Annotated in this window: 19 protein-coding genes and 1 rRNA gene; 9 read left to right on the forward strand and 11 right to left on the reverse strand. The window is 39.3% G+C overall.

Features of this window, described 5'->3' with window-relative positions; all coding sequences use genetic code 11:
- Window positions 1-14: 14 nt before the first annotated feature.
- Window positions 15-629: a spore protease YyaC gene (gene yyaC / locus V7077_RS17000; RefSeq protein WP_335504050.1), complete on the forward strand. Its 615-nt coding sequence runs from the start codon at window positions 15-17 to the stop codon at window positions 627-629.
- Window positions 630-668: 39 nt separating this feature from the next.
- Here yyaC and V7077_RS17005 read toward each other — a convergent pair whose 3' ends face one another.
- The 11 genes from V7077_RS17005 to rpmH all read right to left on the reverse strand — a co-directional run bounded on the left by V7077_RS17005 (window position 669) and on the right by rpmH (window position 11,430).
- Entirely contained in the window at window positions 669-1,382 is a 714-nt protein-coding gene (locus V7077_RS17005; protein ID WP_335504052.1) for a DUF554 domain-containing protein, read from the reverse strand.
- 239 nt (window positions 1,383-1,621) lie between these two features.
- On the reverse strand, window positions 1,622-2,464 hold the full coding sequence (locus V7077_RS17010) for a ParB/RepB/Spo0J family partition protein (RefSeq protein WP_335504054.1): 843 nt from the start codon (window positions 2,462-2,464) through the stop codon (window positions 1,622-1,624).
- Window positions 2,457-3,218, reverse strand: a complete 762-nt coding sequence (locus V7077_RS17015; protein WP_101650089.1) for a ParA family protein — start codon at window positions 3,216-3,218, stop codon at window positions 2,457-2,459. The genes V7077_RS17010 and V7077_RS17015 overlap by 8 nt, the downstream gene beginning before the upstream one ends.
- Before the next feature lie 442 nt (window positions 3,219-3,660).
- Entirely contained in the window at window positions 3,661-4,521 is an 861-nt protein-coding gene (noc, locus tag V7077_RS17020; protein WP_335504056.1) for a nucleoid occlusion protein, read from the reverse strand.
- A gap of 129 nt (window positions 4,522-4,650) precedes the next feature.
- On the reverse strand, window positions 4,651-5,367 hold the full coding sequence (rsmG, locus tag V7077_RS17025; RefSeq protein WP_335504058.1) for a 16S rRNA (guanine(527)-N(7))-methyltransferase RsmG: 717 nt from the start codon (window positions 5,365-5,367) through the stop codon (window positions 4,651-4,653).
- Between the two features lie 83 nt (window positions 5,368-5,450).
- Complete coding sequence (gene mnmG / locus V7077_RS17030; RefSeq protein WP_335504060.1) at window positions 5,451-7,340, reverse strand: tRNA uridine-5-carboxymethylaminomethyl(34) synthesis enzyme MnmG; 1,890 nt, start codon at window positions 7,338-7,340, stop codon at window positions 5,451-5,453.
- Window positions 7,341-7,463: 123 nt separating this feature from the next.
- On the reverse strand, window positions 7,464-8,849 hold the full coding sequence (gene mnmE, locus V7077_RS17035; protein WP_335504062.1) for a tRNA uridine-5-carboxymethylaminomethyl(34) synthesis GTPase MnmE: 1,386 nt from the start codon (window positions 8,847-8,849) through the stop codon (window positions 7,464-7,466).
- Between the two features lie 389 nt (window positions 8,850-9,238).
- Window positions 9,239-9,862 carry an RNA-binding cell elongation regulator Jag/EloR gene (gene jag, locus V7077_RS17040; protein WP_335504064.1) on the reverse strand — a complete coding sequence of 208 codons (624 nt, stop codon included), beginning with the start codon at window positions 9,860-9,862 and terminating at the stop codon, window positions 9,239-9,241.
- Complete coding sequence (gene spoIIIJ / locus V7077_RS17045) at window positions 9,859-10,632, reverse strand: YidC family membrane integrase SpoIIIJ (protein WP_335504066.1); 774 nt, start codon at window positions 10,630-10,632, stop codon at window positions 9,859-9,861. Before spoIIIJ ends, jag begins: the two co-directional genes overlap by 4 nt.
- A 170-nt stretch (window positions 10,633-10,802) precedes the next feature.
- Window positions 10,803-11,147 (reverse strand): ribonuclease P protein component, encoded by a 345-nt coding sequence (gene rnpA / locus V7077_RS17050; RefSeq protein WP_335504068.1) that lies wholly within the window; start codon window positions 11,145-11,147, stop codon window positions 10,803-10,805.
- Window positions 11,148-11,295: 148 nt separating this feature from the next.
- Window positions 11,296-11,430, reverse strand: a complete 135-nt coding sequence (gene rpmH / locus V7077_RS17055; RefSeq protein ID WP_063255153.1) for a 50S ribosomal protein L34 — start codon at window positions 11,428-11,430, stop codon at window positions 11,296-11,298.
- 720 nt (window positions 11,431-12,150) lie between these two features.
- Here rpmH and dnaA point away from each other — a divergent pair.
- The 8 genes from dnaA to V7077_RS17095 form a co-directional block, all read left to right on the forward strand.
- Window positions 12,151-13,497, forward strand: coding sequence for a chromosomal replication initiator protein DnaA (gene dnaA / locus V7077_RS17060; RefSeq protein WP_335504069.1), 1,347 nt, complete (start codon window positions 12,151-12,153; stop codon window positions 13,495-13,497).
- A 201-nt stretch (window positions 13,498-13,698) separates the two neighbouring features.
- Window positions 13,699-14,835 (forward strand): DNA polymerase III subunit beta, encoded by a 1,137-nt coding sequence (gene dnaN, locus V7077_RS17065; RefSeq protein WP_335504080.1) that lies wholly within the window; start codon window positions 13,699-13,701, stop codon window positions 14,833-14,835.
- Between the two features lie 191 nt (window positions 14,836-15,026).
- Complete coding sequence (gene yaaA / locus V7077_RS17070) at window positions 15,027-15,242, forward strand: S4 domain-containing protein YaaA (RefSeq protein WP_335504070.1); 216 nt, start codon at window positions 15,027-15,029, stop codon at window positions 15,240-15,242.
- A gap of 18 nt (window positions 15,243-15,260) precedes the next feature.
- Window positions 15,261-16,379: a DNA replication/repair protein RecF gene (gene recF, locus V7077_RS17075; protein ID WP_335504072.1), complete on the forward strand. Its 1,119-nt coding sequence runs from the start codon at window positions 15,261-15,263 to the stop codon at window positions 16,377-16,379.
- A gap of 9 nt (window positions 16,380-16,388) precedes the next feature.
- Window positions 16,389-16,637: an extracellular matrix regulator RemB gene (gene remB, locus V7077_RS17080; protein WP_335504074.1), complete on the forward strand. Its 249-nt coding sequence runs from the start codon at window positions 16,389-16,391 to the stop codon at window positions 16,635-16,637.
- A gap of 64 nt (window positions 16,638-16,701) precedes the next feature.
- Entirely contained in the window at window positions 16,702-18,627 is a 1,926-nt protein-coding gene (gyrB, locus tag V7077_RS17085) for a DNA topoisomerase (ATP-hydrolyzing) subunit B (protein WP_420489665.1), read from the forward strand.
- A 22-nt stretch (window positions 18,628-18,649) separates the two neighbouring features.
- Window positions 18,650-21,181 carry a DNA gyrase subunit A gene (gene gyrA, locus V7077_RS17090; RefSeq protein WP_335504076.1) on the forward strand — a complete coding sequence of 844 codons (2,532 nt, stop codon included), beginning with the start codon at window positions 18,650-18,652 and terminating at the stop codon, window positions 21,179-21,181.
- Between the two features lie 242 nt (window positions 21,182-21,423).
- Window positions 21,424-21,512, forward strand: a 16S ribosomal RNA gene (locus V7077_RS17095); the annotation flags it as partial.

The raw sequence follows: 21,512 nt of genomic DNA on the forward strand, positions 1-21,512 counted from the left end.
AGGGAGTGGACGGAATGAATTTGAAGACTAGCCTTTTTGATAGAAGGGGCAAGGCAAGCATCGTACATGATGAGTCTGATGCTGCTGAACAGCTTGCCCGCGAATTACTCCTAAATATCCCTAGTATCACTAGACGTCCCATTGTATTTGTTTGTATTGGAACTGACCGCTCCACAGGGGATTCATTAGGACCGCTAGTCGGGAGCCTTCTGGAGGAAAAAGAACTCCAATCATTTTACGTTTACGGAACTTTAGATGAGCCTATCCATGCCGTTAATCTGGCAGACAAACTGCGTGAAATTACAGCCATTCACGCCAATCCATACATAATTGGGATTGATGCCTGCTTAGGGCGGATTAAAAATGTCGGTGTCATCCAAATAGGGAATGGACCAGTCAAACCAGGAGCAGGGGTTAACAAGGAACTACCCGCAGTCGGTGACATTCATATTACTGGCATTGTCAATGTCAGCGGGTTTATGGAATTCTTTGTATTACAAAATACAAGGTTGAATCTTGTAATGAAAATGGCTAAGACGATTGCATCGGGAATTGTTCAAGCCAGCCTGCTTTACCCAAATCAAAATTGGACCGAATTAGACTGGGTAGAGGAAGAAAAGACAAATTAAAAGAGCAATCGATTAGGTGTCGATTGCTCTTTTGCCTTATTAAAAAAAATGATGATAGCTATAGAGAATGGTTACGATGATCCCTGTGACTACAATTCCCGGCAGTAGATTTGCTACTTTAATTTTTACTATACCGGTAAGGTTCAGACCGATGGCAAAAATCATCACACCGCCCGTTGCTGTCATTTCAACAATAAATTGATCCATTAATTCTTTTGGAACAAAGCGATCAATTTGTGTAGCGAATAAAGCAATCAATCCTTCATAGAGGACAACAGGGATGGCTGAGAAAATCACACCAATTCCAAGTGTTGTTGTTAATATTAACGCCGTAAAACCATCAATTAATGATTTAGTATATAATACATCATGATCGCCGCGAATACCGCTATCAAGAGCACCAATAATGGCCATTGCCCCAATGACAAAGATTAAGGTTGCCGTCACAAACCCTTCAGAAATACTTCCTTTTCCATTCGAACCTACCCTGCGTTCAAGCCAGCCGCCTAAATCATTTAATTTATCCTCTAACCTTAATAGCTCACCGGCAACAGCGCCTACAACTAAGCTAATAATCACGATTAGAAAGTTTTCACTTTTCAAGCCCATTTGTAAGCCTAAAACCATAACGGACAGTCCGATTGCGTACATGACGGTCATTTTCATTCCATCTGGTATCCGGTTTAACCATTTACCAAGAAGAGTACCAATAACGATTAACAGACCATTAACAAGTGTTCCTAATAAAAACATACTTTTTCTCCTTCTTCGCCTCTCGAAATAATAGTTATAACCTATCATGTCCACGAATGAATTGGAAGATTTTTTAACAAAGAAAAACCCGCTGAGTGGCGAGTCTTTTAACAGAACTATAAAAAATTGACTTTAAGAATTGTCCAGCTACAGCGCCTAGGGGCTCGGGGTCATAAGCCAATCCGTCAAAAAGGCTCGTCTTATGCCTGTCGCCCCTGGTCAAGGCGCTTCCGCTTTTCTTATTCCTCTTGGTCAAGCATTTCTAAGATTCGCTCTAAATCCTCTTGTGAGAAAAATTCAATTTCAATTTTTCCTTTATTTTTCTTTTGAACGATATTTACCGTTGTTCCAAACCGTTCACGAAGAGAATGTTCGCGCTGCTGCACAAATACATCCTTTTTCTTTTCTGGCTTTTTTGTTTCACGTGAAACATTCTCGTTTATTTGCTGGATTAACTTTTCTAGTTGACGGACATTCAGTCCTTCCTTGATTACCTTGTCCACTAAAACAGGCAGCTTTGCTTTCTGTCGGAGTCCTAGTAATGCACGGCCATGCCCCATTGAAATACTCCCGCTTGAAATAAGTTCTTGAATTTTAGGAGGGAGGGAGAGCAGACGGATATGATTAGCTACATGCGGCCGGCTTTTTCCTAGACGCTTAGCTACCTCTTCCTGTGTAAGCTTTAACTTTTCTATTAAGGTTTGATAAGCTTGTCCCTCTTCTATCGGGTTTAAATCTTCTCTTTGCAGGTTTTCTAGGACAGCTAGTTCCATCATTTGCTGCTCGGTGAGTTCACGGACAACAGCAGGAATCGTTTCAAGCTTTGCTTCCTTGGCAGCACGAAAGCGTCGTTCGCCGACTACAATTTCATAGCCCCTAATACTTTTGCGGACCACAATCGGCTGCAGAATCCCATGTTCTATGATGGAATCTCTTAGTTCGTCAATGGTTTCTTGCTGGAAGGTTTTCCGTGGCTGATATGGGTTTGGACGAAGCTCTTTCAGTTTAATTTCTTGGACTGTTTCTTCTTTGCTTACTTCATTAAAGAAGGCATTCAATCCTTTTCCTAAACCTTTAGCCATTTGAGACCACTTCCTTCGCTAAATCTAAATAAACTTCAGCCCCCCGGGATTTAGCATCATAAGTAATGATTGGTTCCCCATGGCTGGGTGCTTCACTTAGACGTACATTTCTTGGAATAATGGTTTTATATACTTTATCTTGAAAGTATTTTTTTACTTCTTCAATTACTTGAAGCCCAAGATTGGTTCTTGCATCAAGCATCGTTAGCAGCACGCCCTCAATTTTCAAATCTTGATTTAAATGTTTTTGGACGAGTCTAACTGTATTTAATAATTGACTAAGACCTTCTAATGCATAGTACTCACATTGTACCGGGATTAATACCGCATCCGAAGCAGTTAGTGCATTTAATGTTAATAGTCCTAATGATGGCGGGCAATCGATGATAATGTAATCAAACTGATCTTTCACTTCCCCAAGAGCACGTTTTAAACGAACTTCTCTTGAAATAGTTGGAACCAACTCAATTTCAGCTCCTGCCAGTTGAATAGTAGCCGGAATAGCATACAAATTTTCAACAGAGGTTGCTTTAATGACATCCTTTGCTTCTACATCATCTACTAAAACATCATATATACACTGTTCAACTTCAGCCTTTTCAATACCAACTCCGCTAGTTGCATTTCCCTGCGGATCAATATCTACTAGTAAGACCCGTTTCCCTATGTATGCTAAGCAGGCACCTAGGTTGACAGAGGTTGTCGTTTTTCCGACTCCACCTTTTTGGTTTGCGATTGAAAGGATTTTCCCCACGTTGTCACCTACCTAAAATTTATAATTAGTAAATCTAGCATTCTATCAAATATATTAATTATCTCAATAACGGAAAAGAAAGTGAAATTTCCATTCCTTTATTTTAACATGATTTCAATTGGAGTTGGTTTGTTTCCTAAAAAAATTCCACTAGTAGATTTAGCTTATTTTTTCCACTAGTGAACAAATAAGCTAAGAGGGATCTTCCAAGAAAAAAAAGCGCAAGCGCCTTGGTTAGCCCCCGATAAGCATAAGACGAGCTGCTGAAAGGTTGCTCTTTAACCTTTTGGGCGGATTGGCTGTAGAACATCGAGGGGCTAGGCGCTTGAGCTGGACGTATCTAACCCTGTAAAAAGTTATCCACAAGTAGTAAATCTATAATTTCCTAGAACACAAAAAAAGAAGAACCAAACATCGTTCTGTCTAGTTCTTCATTCTTGATTTATTTACTTTTTTTCGGAATGCGGATTGTAAACTGATAAAATTCGTCAAATTCCTCTTCCTCAGAGTCCAGGTTTATCCCGCTGTCCGATACCATGGAAAGTGATTGCCGAATGGTATTAACGGCAATTCTCATATCCTTACTAAAAGCCTTTCGCTTTGGCTTTGGCTGTTGATTTTTTTGTTCAAGCAAGCGGACAACACGTTCCTCCGTTTGCTTTACATTTAAGTTTCTCTCCATTACTTCAGCTAATAAGGTCACTTGTTTTTCCGGATCCTTAAGTGGAATTAAGGCACGGGCATGGCGCTCAGTAATGACTTTACTTAATAAGGCATCCTGAACAGGCTGTGGTAATTTAAGCAGGCGCAGCTTATTAGCGACAGTGGATTGACCTTTTCCAAGCCGCTGTGCTAATGCCTCCTGCGTTAAGTTGTGCAATTCAAGCAGTTTACCGTATGCAATAGCTTCCTCAATTGGAGATAATTCCTCACGTTGTAAATTTTCAATCAGGGCTACAGATGCCGTTTCTGTATCCGAAAGATTTTTAACAATTGCCGGTGCTTCGGTCCAGCCTAGCTTTTTCATCGCCCGCCAACGCCGCTCTCCGGCAATGATCTCATATTTATTGGCTGCAAACTCCCGGACCACTATTGGCTGAATAATACCATGTATATGAATCGTACGTGATAACTCTTCAATTTTCTCTTCATCAAATACCGTCCGTGGCTGGAATCGGTTCGGAATTATTTGGTTAATCGGTATTTTCTTGATTTCTTCGTTTCGTTCTATATGCAGCTCCTGCTCAACCTCTTGCTCTCCCTTTTCGCCGAGGCCAAAAAAGCGTGTAAATGAACTCTTCATCCCCAACACCACCTTTAAGAAACTCCCTATTACTTATTCTATATGCAAATAATTTCTTCCTGCCTGGGATCCTACTTTTATAAAATTGTAATGTACTTTTAGACGAAAACCAGCAGACGTGGTTTTAGCTTATTCAATCGGCGTCTTTCCTGGCGTACCTGGTTTGCGCGGGTACTTCTTTGGCGTCTGTTTTTCTTTTTTTATAATCAAAATGGTTCGTTCACTATCTTCCATTGGCAGTGTAAATGTATGGACCTTTTCAACCTTGCCTCCAAGCGTAGTTATCGCCTTTTGGCCAGCATCTAATTCTTCCTTAGCATGCAGGGCCTTCATTGCAAGAAAATGCCCGCCCACTTTTGCCAGCGGAATACAAAACTCGCTTAACACTGACAATCGAGCCACAGCTCGTGCTGTCACGACATCAAAACTTTCCCGATAAGCAGGATTCACCCCAAAGGTTTCGGCGCGATCATGAACAAAATGGATATTTTCCAAATGTAAAACATTTGCAAGATGGTTTAAAAAGGAAATCCGTTTGTTCAATGAATCTACAATTGTCACTTCGATATGCGGGTAAACAATTTTCAACGGAATACTTGGAAAACCAGCCCCGGCACCAACATCGCATAAATGAAAGGGTTTCGTAAAATCAAAATAGAAGGAAGCTGTGATTGAGTCATAAAAATGCTTTAAATACACATCTGTTTTTTCTGTGATGGCTGTTAGGTTCATTTTTTCATTCCACTCAACCAAGGTTGTAAAATAGGTTTCAAACTGGTCAAGCTGTTTTTCAGAAAGGGTAATCCCCTTTTCCTGGAGGTTCGCTGTAAATTGTTCGATATTCATTAACAAATCTTCCTCACTAACTATCTAGCATGCCGCGAAAGGAGCTCTATGAGCTAAGAGCTCCTTTCGCGGTTTACTTATTTTCATTCATTTGAAACTTTGGCAATTCGCCCTTGTTCAAGATAAACAAGCAGGATGGAGATATCTGCTGGATTCACTCCGGAAATACGGGATGCCTGGGCAAGGGAGACAGGTTTAATTTGTTTAAGCTTTTGTTTTGCCTCTGTTGCGAGACCATTTATAGCATCGTAATCGATATTTTCAGGAATCCGTTTGTTTTCCATTTTTTTAAGCCGTTCTACCTGCTGCAACGATTTATCAATATAACCTTCGTATTTAATTTGAATTTCTACTTGTTCTTTCATTTCATCATCCAAAGGAAGGTCGCTGCTAGTTACTTTTTCTAATAACTTATATGTCATTTCTGGCCGCTTTAATAAATCAGAAGCACGAATACCATCTTTGAGCTCACTGCCGCCGATACTGCGAATCAACTCTTGGACTTCAGCAGATGGCTTTAAAATAATCGACTGTAATCGGTCCTTCTCTGCTTCAATTGCTTCTTTCTTGACTACAAATTTCTCATAACGATCATCACGAATCAGGCCAATTTGATGGCCAATTTCTGTCAAACGCAGGTCGGCATTATCATGCCGCAGTAATAAGCGGTATTCCGCACGTGAGGTTAGCAGCCGATATGGTTCATTAGTCCCCTTTGTAATTAAATCATCAATTAATACCCCAATATAAGCATCGGAGCGGCTCAGAATTAATTGCTCTTTGCCCAAAGCATTTAGCCCTGCGTTAATCCCTGCCATGATTCCTTGACCAGCAGCCTCTTCATAACCGCTTGTGCCATTAATTTGGCCGGCGGTATATAAGTTTTTGACAACTTTAGTTTCTAATGTAGGCCATAACTGTGTTGGGACAATTGCATCATATTCAATTGCATACCCAGCCCTCATCATCTGGGCATTTTCTAATCCAGGAACCGTTTTAAGGATCTGCAGCTGTACATCTTCAGGAAGGCTTGTTGACATTCCCTGCACATAGACTTCCTGAGTATTTTTTCCTTCCGGCTCCAAAAAGATTTGATGGCGCGGCTTGTCATTAAAACGCACTACCTTATCTTCGATGGATGGACAGTACCTTGGACCCGTTCCCTTAATCATGCCGGAAAACATGGGGGAACGATGAAGATTGTTATCAATAATTTGATGTGTTTGATCATTTGTATAAGTTAACCAGCATGGCAGCTGATCGGTAATATACTTTGTTGTTTCATAGGAAAAGGCTCTTGGAACCTCATCTCCTGGTTGTATTTCCGTCTTGCTATAATCGATCGTATTACTGTTTACTCTTGGCGGTGTACCTGTCTTAAAACGGACCAATTCAAAACCAAGCTCTTCTAAATGCTCAGACAATCTAATCGATGGCTGCTGATTATTAGGCCCGCTTGAATATTTCAATTCGCCTAGGATAACCTCCCCACGCAAATAGGTGCCTGTTGTGATAACTACTGTCTTAGCACGGTAAATTGCACCTGTCTTTGAAATAACCCCATTAACTACTCCATCTTCAACCATCAATTGTTCAACCATACCTTGAAGGAGCGTTAAATTAGGCTCTTCTTCGAGTGTTTTTTTCATTTCATGCTGATAGGCAAATTTATCGGCCTGTGCCCTTAAGGCTCTTACTGCCGGTCCCTTGCCGGTGTTTAACATTCTCATCTGGATATAGGTTTTATCAATATTTTTGCCCATTTCGCCACCAAGGGCATCAATCTCACGTACGACAATTCCCTTAGCCGGCCCGCCAACAGATGGGTTACATGGCATAAATGCCACCATATCTAGGTTAATCGTAATCATTAAAGTTTTAGCACCAAGTCGTGCGGCCGCAAGTCCGGCCTCACAGCCGGCATGTCCTGCACCAACGACAATGACGTCATAATTTCCTGCTTCGTATTGCATGTGTTTCCTCCTTTTCCGTACCATTACGGAAACTTGCTTCTCCTAGCTCCCTGCGAGAGCTAATGCTTTTTTATTATCCTGTCCAGAATAGGCATTAGCAAAACGAATGCCTTTTCCAGAGCTTTATTTTCCTAAACAAAATTGTGAGAACAGTTGGTCAATCAGACTTTCATGAACACTATCACCAATGATTTCACCAAGCAGCTCCCATGTCCGAGTCATATCGATTTGGACAATATCAATGGGAACGCCCATTTCAACCCCTTCAATCGCATCTTCTATTGTTTGAAGACTCTGATTCAACACCGCAATATGACGAGTGTTTGAAACATAGGTGATATCTCCTGCTTCAATTGTCCCTGAAAAAAACAAAGAAGAAATTGCTTCTTCAAGATCATCAACGCCTCGTTCCTCCAACAATGAGGTGGTCACCAATTTATGCTCTTTAGCTAATTTCTGAACCCGCTCCAAATCAATTTTCTGTGGCAAGTCTGTTTTGTTCACTATAACAATAACATCCATTCCCTTGACCACTTCAAATAGATTTTCATCTTCTACGGTCAATTGATCAGAATAATTCAACACAAGTAAAATCAGATCCGCCTCTTTTAGAACTTGACGAGAACGTTCCACACCAATCCGCTCAACAATATCTTCTGTTTCCCTAATTCCTGCAGTATCTAATAATCGAAGTGGAACACCCCGGACATTCACATACTCCTCAATCACATCCCGGGTTGTCCCTGGGATATCCGTAACAATCGCTTTATTCTCATGAACGAGGCTATTTAATAGGGAGGATTTCCCGACATTGGGCCTGCCGACTATGACGGTTGACAAACCTTCTCGTAATATTTTTCCCTGCTCCGAAGTTTTCAGCAATTTTTGGATTTCTTCCCGTACAAAATGAGCCTTTTCTAAAAGCATTTTATGTGTCATTTCTTCGACATCATCATATTCCGGATAATCGATATTTACTTCCACATGGGCTAAAACCTCTAAAATTTCTTGCCTTAATGTTCGAATTAGTTTAGAAAGACGGCCTTCCATTTGCCCTAGAGCAACATTCATCGCCCTGTCTGTTTTTGCTCGAATTAAATCCATCACAGCCTCAGCCTGTGATAAGTCAATTCGTCCATTTAAAAAAGCCCGTTTGGTAAACTCTCCTGGTTCAGCCAATCTTGCTCCAACTTTTAATACCTGCTGCAGCACTCGATTGACAGAAACAATTCCACCATGGCAATTAATTTCAACTACATCCTCTTTAGTAAAGGTTTTTGGTCCCTTCATTACCGAAACCATGACTTCTTCAATGACATCGCCATTTTTCGGATCCAGCAAGTGCCCATAGTGAATCGTATGGCTGGAAACATCGATAAGCTTTTTTCCTCCGATTCCTTTAAACAACTTATCCGCAATCGGAATCGCCTTATCACCACTCAAGCGCACAATGGCAATAGCGCCCTCCCCCATCGGTGTTGATATTGCCGCAATTGTATCGTATTCCATTTACTTCACCTCACAAATAAAAGCTCAATCTATATATGATCGTAAATTTTATATCCAAAAAAATAGAATACCACATCATTTTCTGTTAAAAAAGTAAACCACTTTGACCTTCTTACTTATCCACAGTCTTGTGATGTCCTTATATTATTTTAACTTATCAACATGTGAATAACAATAAGCTGAAACTCGTGCCTGCATTTTGTTGTTCTACAAAAGTTATCAACAGTCTTATTTTTTAGACTTGTTAATCTTGAATGTTGATTTCTGCTCCAATCAACATGCTAAAATTCAACCATTACCATTAACACAGCCATTTTTTAAAATGAAACATAAAAAAAACACTCTACTTGGTAGAGTGTCCGATATATCAGCTGCTTTTCTGCTGCTAGTTATCTTCTTACTGGTGTGATAACGATAAATCGATGTGGTTCAGATCCGTCAGAAAATGTTTTAACACGTTTATTATCAGATAAAGCACTATGAATGACTTTACGCTCATACGAAGGCATTGGTTCTAAGGCCACATCTTTTCCTGTCTTGACAGCCTTACCGGCAAGACGATGGGCTAACTGAATGAGTGTTTCACTTCTTCGGTTCCGGTAATCTTCAGCGTCCAAAATCACATTCAAATATTGATTCGAAAAACGGTTAATGACCAACTGAGTCAAATATTGAAGTGAATTTAGGGTTTGACCTCTTTTTCCTATTAATAGAGCAATCTTTTCGCCCGTCATCACAAAGGTCACTTGCTTACCATCTCGTATAATTTCAATTTTTGCCGGTGCACCCATTTGTTCACTAACTTGTTCTAAAAACTTCTTCGCCTCTTCAATTGGATCAGGAATAACCGTTACTTTGACAACAGCAGGCCTTGATCCAAAAATTCCGAAGATCCCTTTTTTGCCTTCATCGATTATATCTACATCTGCGCGGTCTTTGGTGGTATTTAATTGAGCTAAAGCTGATTCTACTGCTTCTTCGACAGTTTGTCCTGTAGCAGTTATCTGTTTCACTTTTTTGCTCCTCCCGCATTACCGGTGGCCTGCGCCCTTAAGTCCGGTCCTTTAATAAAATAAGTTTGAACAATCATAAATATATTTCCGACAACCCAATACAATGAAAGAGCTGCAGGGAAACTAAATGCAAAGAAAATAATCATAATAGGCATCATCCAGACCATCATGGCCATTTGTGGATTTTGTTCTTGTCCTGCCATCATCATTTTTTGCTGAATAAAGGTCGTAATACCTGCTACAATCGGCAAGATATAATAAGGGTCTTTTTCTCCCAGATCAAACCATAAAAAACTATCGGAGGCAATTTCTCTTGTTCTAGAGATAGCATGATAAAAGCCGATCAGTATCGGCATTTGCACGATTAATGGAAAACATCCGGCCATTGGATTGACCCCGTGCTTTTGAAAGAGTGCCATTGTTTCCTGCTGAAGCTTTTGCTGTGTTTTTTGGTCTTTAGAGCTATATTTTTCACGAAGAGCCTTCATTTCAGGCTGCAAAGCTTGCATAGCCTTTGAGCTCCTTGTTTGTTTGACCATAAGCGGGAGAAGCACTAAACGAATGAGAATAGTTACCACGATTAGGGATAATCCATAGCTTCCCCCAAGCAGGTGCGCTCCCTCTTTTATCACCCAAGATAACGGATAAACAATATATTGATTCCAAAAACCTGTGCTTTCTGATGTAATTGGCTTTTTAATTTCACTGCAGCCAGTTAAAAATAAGAATACAGAAAGGACGCCGAACGAAAGTAATATTCGTTTTTTCAACCAAAATTTCCTCCTTACCTATATTAAGTAAAATAATTTTTGATATGTAATTGCTTTTATCCTACAGATTTAACCCGACAGTAATTCTCAACTTTTGCTTTCATTTTAGCATTTATATGGAGTGGATGTCTTTACTGTTTTTGGTTTATTAAAACTATTTTTTAGAATGGTTAGTTTTTCTTCAATACTTTTCCAACCTTTAGCACATGGGTAAGACTCTTCTTCACTTCAAAAAAGTCCATTTCAGCAACAGGTTTCCTGGCGATGATCACATAATCATTCCCTTTGGAAAGTTGATCCTGCATTTCCATGACAGATTGCCTTACATAACGTTTAATTCTGTTTCTAGTAACAGCATTTCCAAGCTTTTTACTTACAGACAATCCAATTCGAAAAAAGTCTTGTTCCTCTTTTTCTAATGAATAGACTACAAATTGCCGGTTTGCAAACGACCGGCCGTTCTTAAAGGCTGCTTGAAAATCGTTATTCTTTTTTACTCGGAATTCTTTTTTCATAAAAAAAACTCCTTTATCTAGGTTTATACTATGGGAATTGTCCAGTTGCAGCACCTTGGGGCTCGCGGCCCCTGATCAAGGCGTGCAGCTTTTTCTAATAGCGCTTCCACTACAATTGAAAAAAAGACCACTGAGACGTTTCAGTGGTCTAAGCTGATAATACTTTTCTTCCTTTTTGACGACGGCGAGCAAGAACCTTACGTCCGTTTGCTGAGCTCATGCGACTGCGGAATCCGTGAACTTTACTATGTTTACGTTTATTTGGTTGATATGTTCTTTTCATATATGACACCTCCCTGAGGAATAGCTATCAAATTTAAATCTTAATTGACAGTCCTACTTATTATAAAGACGTCTACTCGCAATTGTCAACATCTCTCTAAAGATTATTCGCTATTTCCATAATTTCTCGGTATGACTTCTTAGCTTACAAGAAATTCTATCGGTAAGATGCTGAGTGATTCAATCTCCCTAACCGTGCCTGTCGCCCCTGATCAAGGCGCCTCCACTTTTCTGTGCTGTGGATAAAATTTCGACATATTTTTTATTATCCACACATGATATTGACAGGTTTTACACAAACCATCAGCTTGTGGACAAATTTTACACACAGAATGTTACAGTTGTGGATAAACTACGAAAAAGCATTGCACCTAAGGCAATTATTTGTTATTATATTTGTGTTTTCACTCTGAATAACTTCATCAACAGAAAAGTGTTATCCACAATTTGTGGATAACATGTGGATAGTTTATCCTAGCATTCTGTAAAAACTTGTCCACAAGCGGTGGATATTGTCGAAACTCCACTTTACTTCCTTATTATAAGTTTTTCCACAATCACTGTTTTGTATATTTATAAATTAATAGGTTGTACTGCCGGTATAACCTGTTTTTTCACGGAACAATAGCCGTAAATAAATATTAGTTTGGAGTTAGACAGTAATAGAGAGAGTGTCTGTTATGATAAATAGTTTTTATAAAAGAAAAAGGAGGGATACTAGTTGGAAAATATTGCGGATCTTTGGAATGCAGCGCTGGCCAATATCGAGAAAAAGATAAGCAAGCCAAGCTTTGATACCTGGCTTAAATCTACAAAAGCCCATTCCTTACAAGGCAATCTCCTGGTGATTACCGCTCCTAATGAATTTGCAAGAGACTGGCTAGAAGAGCGTTATTCTCAGTTAATCTCGGGGATCCTTTATGAAATAACCGGTGAAGAGCTATCTGTAAAATTTATTATTCCGCAAAATCAAAATGAAGCTGAAAATGACGTCCAGCTTCCGCCTAAAAAGGTTAAAAAAGATGATGACCATGCCGAGTTTCCGCAGGGGATCTTAAATCAAAAGTATACTTTTGATACCTTTGTTATCGGTTCAGGAAATCGATTTGCCCATGCAGCGTCACTTGCAGTAGCAGAAGCACCAGCTAAAGCTTATAATCCCCTATTTATTTATGGGGGAGTGGGACTCGGAAAAACGCACTTAATGCATGCAATTGGCCATTATGTTTTAGATCATAATCCAGCTGCAAAGGTAGTTTACCTATCATCTGAAAAATTTACGAATGAATTTATTAACTCGATTCGTGACAATAAAGCAGAGAGTTTCCGCAATAAATATCGAAATGTCGATATCTTACTTATTGATGATATTCAGTTCTTGGCCGGAAAAGAATCAACCCAAGAAGAATTTTTCCATACCTTTAATGCCCTGCATGAGGAAAGCAAACAAATCATCATTTCGAGTGATCGCCCGCCAAGGGAAATTCCCACATTGGAAGACCGGCTCCGTTCGCGATTTGAGTGGGGCTTGATTACGGATATCACTCCGCCTGATTTAGAGACGAGAATAGCGATTCTCCGGAAAAAAGCAAAGGCAGAAGGATTAGATATTCCCAATGAAGTTATGCTATACATTGCTAATCAGATCGATTCGAACATCCGTGAGCTTGAGGGTGCGCTCATTCGCGTAGTGGCTTATTCGTCTTTAATCAATAAAGATATTAATGCAGATCTTGCAGCCGAGGCGTTAAAAGATATCATTCCTAGTTCAAAGCCAAAAGTGATTACCATTCATGAGATTCAAAAGGTTGTGGGGGAGCATTATAGTATTAAACTAGAGGACTTCAAAGCAAAAAAGCGTACAAAGTCTGTTGCCTTTCCACGGCAGATTGCAATGTACTTATCACGTGAATTAACCGATTATTCCTTGCCAAAAATAGGGGAAGAATTTGGCGGACGTGATCATACAACCGTCATTCATGCACATGAAAAAATCTCAAAGCTCCTTCAAACAGATTCTATGTTTCAAAAACAAATGAAGGAATTACATGAGCTTTTAAAAATATAGTTAATTTTTTTTGTTTAAACTGTGAATAACTTCTTGTTATCTATACACAGTCTGTCCACATGTGGATAGGCTGTGTTTCTATTAAAAAATAGCAGTTATCCACATACTAACAGGGCCTACTAGTACTTCTACTATTTTTTTAAAAAATAATATTATATGTAACAGCAATAAAAATATGCATAATACGGAGGATTAAAAGTGATGAAATTTATCATCCAGCGCGACCACTTAGTTCAAAGTGTTCAAGATGTAATGAAAGCTGTCACTTCTAGAACGACCATACCGATTTTAACGGGGATTAAAATAACAGCTTCAACTGAAGGAGTTACATTAACCGGCAGTGATTCAGACATATCAATTGAATCATTTATTCCTAAAGAAGATGATGGAAATGAAATTGTGGAAATTAAACAACCAGGTGCTATTGTCCTTCAAGCCAAATTTTTCAGTGAAATTGTTAAAAAACTTCCTACCGATACGGTCGAAATAGAAGTTCTAGGATCATTACAAACCGTTATTCGCTCTGGAAAGTCTGAATTTAATCTGAACGGTCTAGATGCAGAAGAATATCCACATCTTCCTCAAGTCGAGGAAAACAACAAATTTCACATTGCGACCGATCTTTTAAAAGCAATGATTCGTCAAACACACTTTGCGGTGTCCACCTCAGAAACACGCCCCATCTTGACAGGTGTAAACTGGCGGATTGAAAATGAAGAACTAACCTGTATTGCAACAGACAGCCATCGTCTTGCTTTACGAAAAGCTAAAATAGAATCAGAAAGTCACGAAAACTACAATGTGGTCATTCCTGGGAAAAGCTTAAATGAATTGAGTAAAATTATTGCTGATTCGAATGAATTAATTGACATTGTGATCACAGAAAATCAAATCTTATTTAAAGCGAAACACTTATTATTCTTCTCAAGATTATTGGAAGGGAATTATCCGGATACATCAAGATTGATTCCTGATGAAAGTAAAACAGATGTAACAGTTAATACCAAAGAGTTTCTACAAGCGATTGACCGTGCATCCCTTTTAGCTCGCGAAGGTAGAAATAATGTTGTTAAACTGTCTACCATTGAGGGTGGAACAATTGAAATATCATCGAATACCCCCGAAATTGGAAAGGTAGTTGAAGAAATCCAGAGCCAATCGATAGACGGAGAAGAGTTGAAGATCTCATTTAGTGCAAAATATATGATGGATGCACTAAAGGCATTAGAGGGAACGGAAATTAAGGTAAGCTTTACCGGTGCAATGCGTCCGTTTGTTATTCGTCCGCTTCACGACGAAACGATTTTGCAGCTTATTTTGCCAGTTAGAACCTACTAAAAAAAGCAGTCTACAACCTATAAGCCACCATATCACTGGTGGCTTCTTTATGTGCCAAGTCCAGTTTACTGCGTGACTTCACTGCAGTCTTAAACCGTTTACTTTTATTTTTTTCTAGTTTCCTTTGTGTCCGACTAATTTTTTTAGTAAAATAAAGTATTGGGACCATTTTTAGAAATGAGGATGAAAAGATGCCTGAAAAAATTAAATTGGATACCGAGTATATTACATTAGGGCAATTTTTGAAGCTGGCGGATGTAATCCAAACAGGCGGTATGGCCAAATGGTTTTTAAGCGAGCATGAAATATTTATCAATGGTGAGCAAGACCAAAGAAGAGGGAGAAAGCTTCGCGTTGGTGACAAAGTCCAGATAGCCGGCTTTGGTGATTTTGTAATTAGCGAGTAGCTAAAGGATGTTGTTGCCATGTATATAGAAAAATTAGCACTTAAAGATTATCGGAACTATGACGAGTTATTCGTCGAGTTTGAAAATAAGGTAAATGTTATTTTGGGAGAAAATGCACAAGGGAAAACCAATGTAATGGAATCCATCTATGTGTTAGCAATGGCCAAGTCGCACCGAACGTCTAATGATAAAGAACTTATTCGCTGGGACCAGGAGTATGCTAAAATAGAGGGAAGGGTTCAAAAGCAGCACAGCTCCCTGCCCTTGCAGCTGGTGATTTCAAAAAAAGGAAAAAAGGCAAAGCTGAACCATATTGAACAGCAAAAGTTAAGCCAATATGTTGGAAACTTAAATGTAGTCATGTTTGCACCCGAGGATTTGAATATTGTGAAAGGCAGCCCTCAGGTACGAAGACGATTTATTGATATGGAAATTGGTCAGGTATCACCGATTTACTTACATGATATGAGTCAATATCAAAAAATACTTCAACAACGCAACCATTATTTAAAAATGATGCAAATCAAAAAACAAAGCGATCCTACCATGCTCGAGGTCTTAACCGAACAATTTATTGACATGGCTGTAAAGGTCGTTAAAAAGAGATTTGAATTTCTGAGATTACTCGAAAATTGGGCTAAGCCAATTCATCAAGGTATTTCAAGAGGCTTGGAAACACTTGAAATTATGTATAAACCTTCTGTAGAGGTATTAGAAGAACAAGATTTGTCGAAAATGATAGAAAGCTTCCAGGAAAAATTTTCTAAAGTGAGAAGTAGGGAAATGGAACGAGGATCTACCTTGTTTGGTCCACATCGTGATGACGTTTTGTTTTTCGTTAATGGAAGGGATGTTCAAACATACGGCTCCCAAGGGCAGCAACGTACAACGGCCCTCTCTGTTAAGCTGGCTGAAATTGAATTGATTCATAATGAAATTGGTGAATATCCAATTCTTTTGCTTGATGATGTTTTATCCGAATTAGATGATTACAGGCAATCCCATTTACTCAATACCATTCAAGGGAGAGTCCAGACATTTGTCACCACGACAAGTGTGGAAGGAATTGATCATCAGACATTAAAAGATGCTTCAACCTATATCGTGCAGTCAGGCACCATAAAGAAGGTTAATTGAGGTGGGTTAATGTATATTCACATCGGGGAAGATTTAAATATTAGGGCAGAAGATATTATTTCAATATTAGATAAAGAAAGTGCCAATCAATCACCATTGGTGAATGAATTTTTGAATAAACAAAGCGAAAAAGTCATTAACTTGTCTAAAAACCCCTATAAATCAGTCATTATTACAAATGACAAGGTTTATTTATCCCCCATTGCTTCAGGAACATTAAAGAAACGTTCAAATCAAATGAGTATACATGAATTTTAATATAAATCTTTATATTTATAGTTTAATTAGAGATATTTTTGTCAGAAGGTGTAGGTGAACAAGTATGACTTTGGAACAAAAAGCAGTAGAGGGAGCATACGGCGCTGATCAAATTCAAGTTCTTGAGGGGCTTGAAGCAGTACGGAAAAGACCGGGAATGTATATTGGTTCAACAAGCGGAAAAGGTCTGCATCATCTTGTTTGGGAAATAGTTGATAATAGTATCGATGAGGCCCTGGCAGGCTACTGTGATGAAATTAATGTCATTATTGAAGAAGATAATAGTATCACGGTAAAGGACAATGGCCGTGGAATCCCAGTTGATATTCAAGAAAAAATGGGCAGGCCTGCGGTCGAAGTAATCATGACAGTACTTCACGCTGGTGGAAAGTTTGGCGGCGGAGGCTATAAGGTTTCCGGCGGTTTGCATGGTGTAGGTGCATCAGTTGTTAATGCTCTTTCTACCGAACTTGAAGTTAATGTTCATCGTGACGGTAAAATCTATCAGATTATCTTTGAACGCGGGGCCGTGGTTTCTGAACTAAAGGTAATTGGAACGACTGACAAAACCGGAACGATCACTCATTTTAAACCAGATGGTGAGATATTTACGGAAACATTAGTGTATGAATTTGATATTCTTGCTACTCGTTTACGTGAACTTGCCTTTCTTAACAGAGGAATAAAAATTACGATTGAAGATAAACGTGAAGAAAATAAACGGAATGAATATCACTATGAGGGTGGTATCAAATCGTATGTTGAACATTTAAATCGTACAAAAGAAGTAGTCCATGAAGAACCTATCTACATGGAAGGAGAAAAAGACGGCATTAGTGTTGAGGTCGCACTCCAATACAACGAGGGCTATACAGAAAATATTTACTCTTTTGCCAATAATATTCACACCTATGAAGGCGGTACACATGAATCAGGTTTTAAGACTGCTTTAACAAGAGTAATTAATGATTATGCTAGAAAAAATGGCATATTCAAGGAAAGTGATCCAAACCTTTCCGGTGAGGATGTACGTGAAGGGATTACAGCGATTGTTTCGATCAAACACCCTGATCCTCAATTTGAAGGACAGACAAAAACAAAGCTTGGGAATTCCGAAGTCAGAGCGATTACTGATACCGTTTTTGCAAGTACATTTGATAAGTTTTTATTAGAAAACCCAAATGTGGCAAGGAAAATCGTTGATAAAGGATTGATGGCATCAAGGGCAAGACTTGCTGCCAAGAAGGCTAGGGAGTTAACTCGCCGCAAAAGTGCATTAGAGGTTTCCAGTTTGCCTGGAAAATTAGCGGATTGTTCATCAAAGGATCCCTCAGAGAGTGAATTGTACATCGTAGAGGGTGACTCTGCCGGCGGATCAGCAAAACAAGGACGTGATCGTCATTTCCAAGCCATTCTGCCGCTGCGCGGAAAAATTCTTAATGTCGAAAAAGCACGTTTAGATAGAATTCTTTCTAACAATGAAGTCAGAGCAATGATTACGGCGATAGGAACAGGAATTGGAGAAGATTTTGATATTTCCAAGGCTCGTTACCATAAAGTGGTCATTATGACAGATGCCGATGTGGATGGTGCTCATATTCGTACCCTTCTTTTAACGTTCTTTTACCGCTTTATGAGAAAGATTTTAGAAGCTGGTTATGTTTATATTGCCCAGCCGCCTCTTTATAAGGTACAACAAGGCAAACGAATTGAGTATGCTTATAATGATAAAGAACTTGAGCGGATATTAGCAGAGCTGCCAGCTGCACCGAAGCCTAATATTCAACGATATAAAGGTTTAGGGGAAATGAATCCTGAACAGTTATGGGATACAACGATGGATCCTGCTAATAGAAGTATGCTCCAAGTAAGTCTTGAAGATGCAATTGAAGCTGATGAAACCTTTGATATGTTAATGGGTGAAAAGGTAGAACCACGACGTAACTTCATTGAAGAAAACGCACAATATGTAAAGAATTTAGATATATAAAAAGCGGAGGGAGGTAGGTAATATGACAGAAACGCCCAATTCAAAAGTAAGTGAAATTAATATTAGTCAGGAAATGAAATCATCCTTTCTTGACTATGCGATGAGTGTTATTGTTTCTCGTGCCCTTCCAGATGTTCGAGATGGGTTAAAACCAGTTCATCGCCGTATTTTATACGCCATGCATGACCTAGGCATTCATGCAGATAAACCATATAAAAAGTCGGCCCGTATCGTCGGGGATGTTATCGGTAAATATCACCCGCATGGTGATTCTGCAGTTTATGAAACCATGGTTCGGATGGCACAGGATTTTAACTATCGTTATATGCTTGTAGATGGACATGGGAACTTTGGGTCTGTGGACGGTGACGCAGCTGCTGCGATGCGTTATACAGAATCAAGAATGTCTAAAATCTCCATGGAACTATTAAGAGATTTAAACAAAGATACCATTGATTATCAAGACAACTATGACGGTGAGGAAAGAGAGCCAGTTGTTCTGCCGGCGCGATTCCCTAATCTTTTAGTAAACGGGACAACCGGAATTGCCGTAGGGATGGCAACCAATATCCCGCCACATCAATTAGGGGAAGTTATTGATGGTGTATTGGCAGTAAGCCGTGAACCAGAAATCACTACCCAGGAATTAATGGAAATTATTCCAGGTCCAGACTTTCCAACAGGCGGGATTATTATTGGCCGAAGTGGAATTAGGAAAGCCTATGAAACTGGCCGCGGATCGATTACCATCCGTGCTAAAGTGGAGATTGAACAGAAATCCAACGGTAAAGAAGTCATTATCGTTAATGAATTACCATACCAAGTAAATAAAGCGAGATTAATTGAAAAAATTGCCGAGTTAGCCCGGGATAAAAAGATTGAAGGAATTACTGATCTTAGAGATGAATCCGACCGTCGCGGAATGCGAATTGTCATCGAGGTCCGTAAAGATGCGAATTCAAACGTTCTTTTAAATAATTTATATAAACAAACAGCCCTGCAAACCAGTTTTGGTATAAACACATTAGCACTAGTCGATGGGCAGCCAAAGGTGTTAAGCCTAAAGCAATGTTTAGTCTATTATTTAGAACACCAAAAAGTGGTCATTCGCCGTAGAACATTGTTTGAATTAAACAAGGCAGAGGCTCGGGCACATATTTTAGATGGGTTAAGAATTGCACTAGATAATTTAGATGCTGTCATTACCCTGATCCGAAGCTCTCGTACAACGGATATTGCGCGTGAAGGCTTAATGACTCAGTTTAATCTTTCTGAAAAACAGGCTCAAGCCATTCTTGATATGCGTTTACAGCGTTTAACGGGATTAGAAAGAGAAAAAATTGAGGATGAATTCCAAAGTTTGATGAAGCTAATTGCTGAACTAAAAGCAATTTTAGCCGATGAAGAAAAGATTCTTGATATTATCCGAGAAGAATTATTAGAAATTAAAGAACGTTTTAATGATAAACGCCGGACGGAAATTGTGATGGGCGGTATTGAAAATATTGAAGATGAGGATCTAATTCCACGTGAAAATATCGTTATCTCATTAACTCACAACGGCTATATTAAACGGCTCCCAGTGTCCACCTATCGTGCGCAGAGACGAGGCGGCCGAGGTATACAAGGAATGGGAACGAATGAGGATGACTTTGTTGAACATCTAATTACTACTTCATCCCATGATACAATCTTATTCTTTACTAATAAGGGTAAGGTATATCGTTCTAAAGGTTATGAGATACCAGAATACAGCAGGACAGCTAAAGGGCTTCCGATTATAAATATGCTTGGCATCGAAAAAGGTGAATGGATCAATGCCATTATCCCTGTAGATGAATTTGTGGACGATTGGTTCTTATTCTTTACAACGAAGGAAGGGATCTCAAAGCGTTCACCACTTTCATCGTTTGCTCATATCCGCAACAATGGGTTGATCGCCTTAAGTCTGCGTGAAGGAGATGAATTAATCTCTGTTCGTCTGACTGATGGGACCAAACATATTATTATTGGTACTAAGAAAGGCATGCTAATCCACTTTCCTGAGACAGATGTACGATCAATGGGACGTACGGCAACAGGGGTTAAAGGGATTACACTTGATCCAGATGATGAAGTAGTCGGTATGGAAGTAATTGAAGAAGATAATGATGTATTAATTGTAACCAAAAATGGCTATGGAAAACGAACTCCTGCATCTGAGTATCGGATTCAAGGCCGTGGTGGTAAAGGGATAAAAACCTGCCATGTCACAGAGAAAAACGGTAACCTAGTCTCCATGAGAGCTGTAACTGGTGAAGAAGATCTTATGCTGATTACAACCGGTGGTGTGTTAATTCGGACTGACGTTGCAGGTATTTCACAGATGGGTCGGAATACACAAGGTGTTAAATTGATCAGTCTAAAAGAAAGTGAAAACGAATTTGTTGCAACCGTAGCAAAGGTTGAAAAAGAAGAGGAACTAGAGCAAACAGCTGAAGATGCTTTAGATAATAGCAATGAGGCAGTCCTCAATGAAGATCAACATGGCAGCCTTCCTGAAGGTGAAGAATAATTTTGAATAAAAAGGGCACTTTACAAGTGCCCTTTTTATTATGGCCAAAAGTGGAGTTTTATATAAAACCTAAAAATTATTTTAAAAATTATTGACTTTTCTTAATATGGGTGGTATATTTATAAAGTCGCTTCGGAGCGATGGTTGTTCTTTGAAAACTAAACAAACAAAAACGTCAACAAACAATAATATTAGTTTCTACTTTGAAACTAAGCCAACGTAACAAAATGAGCTAATCAACTTTCATGGAGAGTTTGATCCTGGCTCAGGACGAACGCTGGCGGCGTGCCTAATACATGCAAGTCGAGCGAATCAATAGGAGCTTGCTCCT

The organism is Neobacillus vireti (assembly GCF_036962465.1).
Taxonomy (GTDB): Bacteria; Bacillota; Bacilli; order Bacillales; family Cytobacillaceae; genus Neobacillus; species Neobacillus vireti_B.

Coding starts and splice junctions, on each gene's coding strand:
- mnmE (WP_335504062.1), bottom strand. CDS start 8,849: ATGGAATACGATACAATTGCGGCAATATCAACACCGATGGGGGAGGGC.
- rpmH (WP_063255153.1), bottom strand. CDS start 11,430: ATGAAAAGAACATATCAACCAAATAAACGTAAACATAGTAAAGTTCAC.
- noc (WP_335504056.1), bottom strand. CDS start 4,521: ATGAAGAGTTCATTTACACGCTTTTTTGGCCTCGGCGAAAAGGGAGAG.
- gyrB (WP_420489665.1), top strand. CDS start 16,702: ATGACTTTGGAACAAAAAGCAGTAGAGGGAGCATACGGCGCTGATCAA.
- rnpA (WP_335504068.1), bottom strand. CDS start 11,147: ATGAAAAAAGAATTCCGAGTAAAAAAGAATAACGATTTTCAAGCAGCC.
- rsmG (WP_335504058.1), bottom strand. CDS start 5,367: ATGAATATCGAACAATTTACAGCGAACCTCCAGGAAAAGGGGATTACC.
- gyrA (WP_335504076.1), top strand. CDS start 18,650: ATGACAGAAACGCCCAATTCAAAAGTAAGTGAAATTAATATTAGTCAG.
- V7077_RS17010 (WP_335504054.1), bottom strand. CDS start 2,464: ATGGCTAAAGGTTTAGGAAAAGGATTGAATGCCTTCTTTAATGAAGTA.
- yyaC (WP_335504050.1), top strand. CDS start 15: ATGAATTTGAAGACTAGCCTTTTTGATAGAAGGGGCAAGGCAAGCATC.
- recF (WP_335504072.1), top strand. CDS start 15,261: ATGTATATAGAAAAATTAGCACTTAAAGATTATCGGAACTATGACGAG.
- mnmG (WP_335504060.1), bottom strand. CDS start 7,340: ATGCAATACGAAGCAGGAAATTATGACGTCATTGTCGTTGGTGCAGGA.
- remB (WP_335504074.1), top strand. CDS start 16,389: ATGTATATTCACATCGGGGAAGATTTAAATATTAGGGCAGAAGATATT.
- yaaA (WP_335504070.1), top strand. CDS start 15,027: ATGCCTGAAAAAATTAAATTGGATACCGAGTATATTACATTAGGGCAA.
- dnaN (WP_335504080.1), top strand. CDS start 13,699: ATGAAATTTATCATCCAGCGCGACCACTTAGTTCAAAGTGTTCAAGAT.
- V7077_RS17005 (WP_335504052.1), bottom strand. CDS start 1,382: ATGTTTTTATTAGGAACACTTGTTAATGGTCTGTTAATCGTTATTGGT.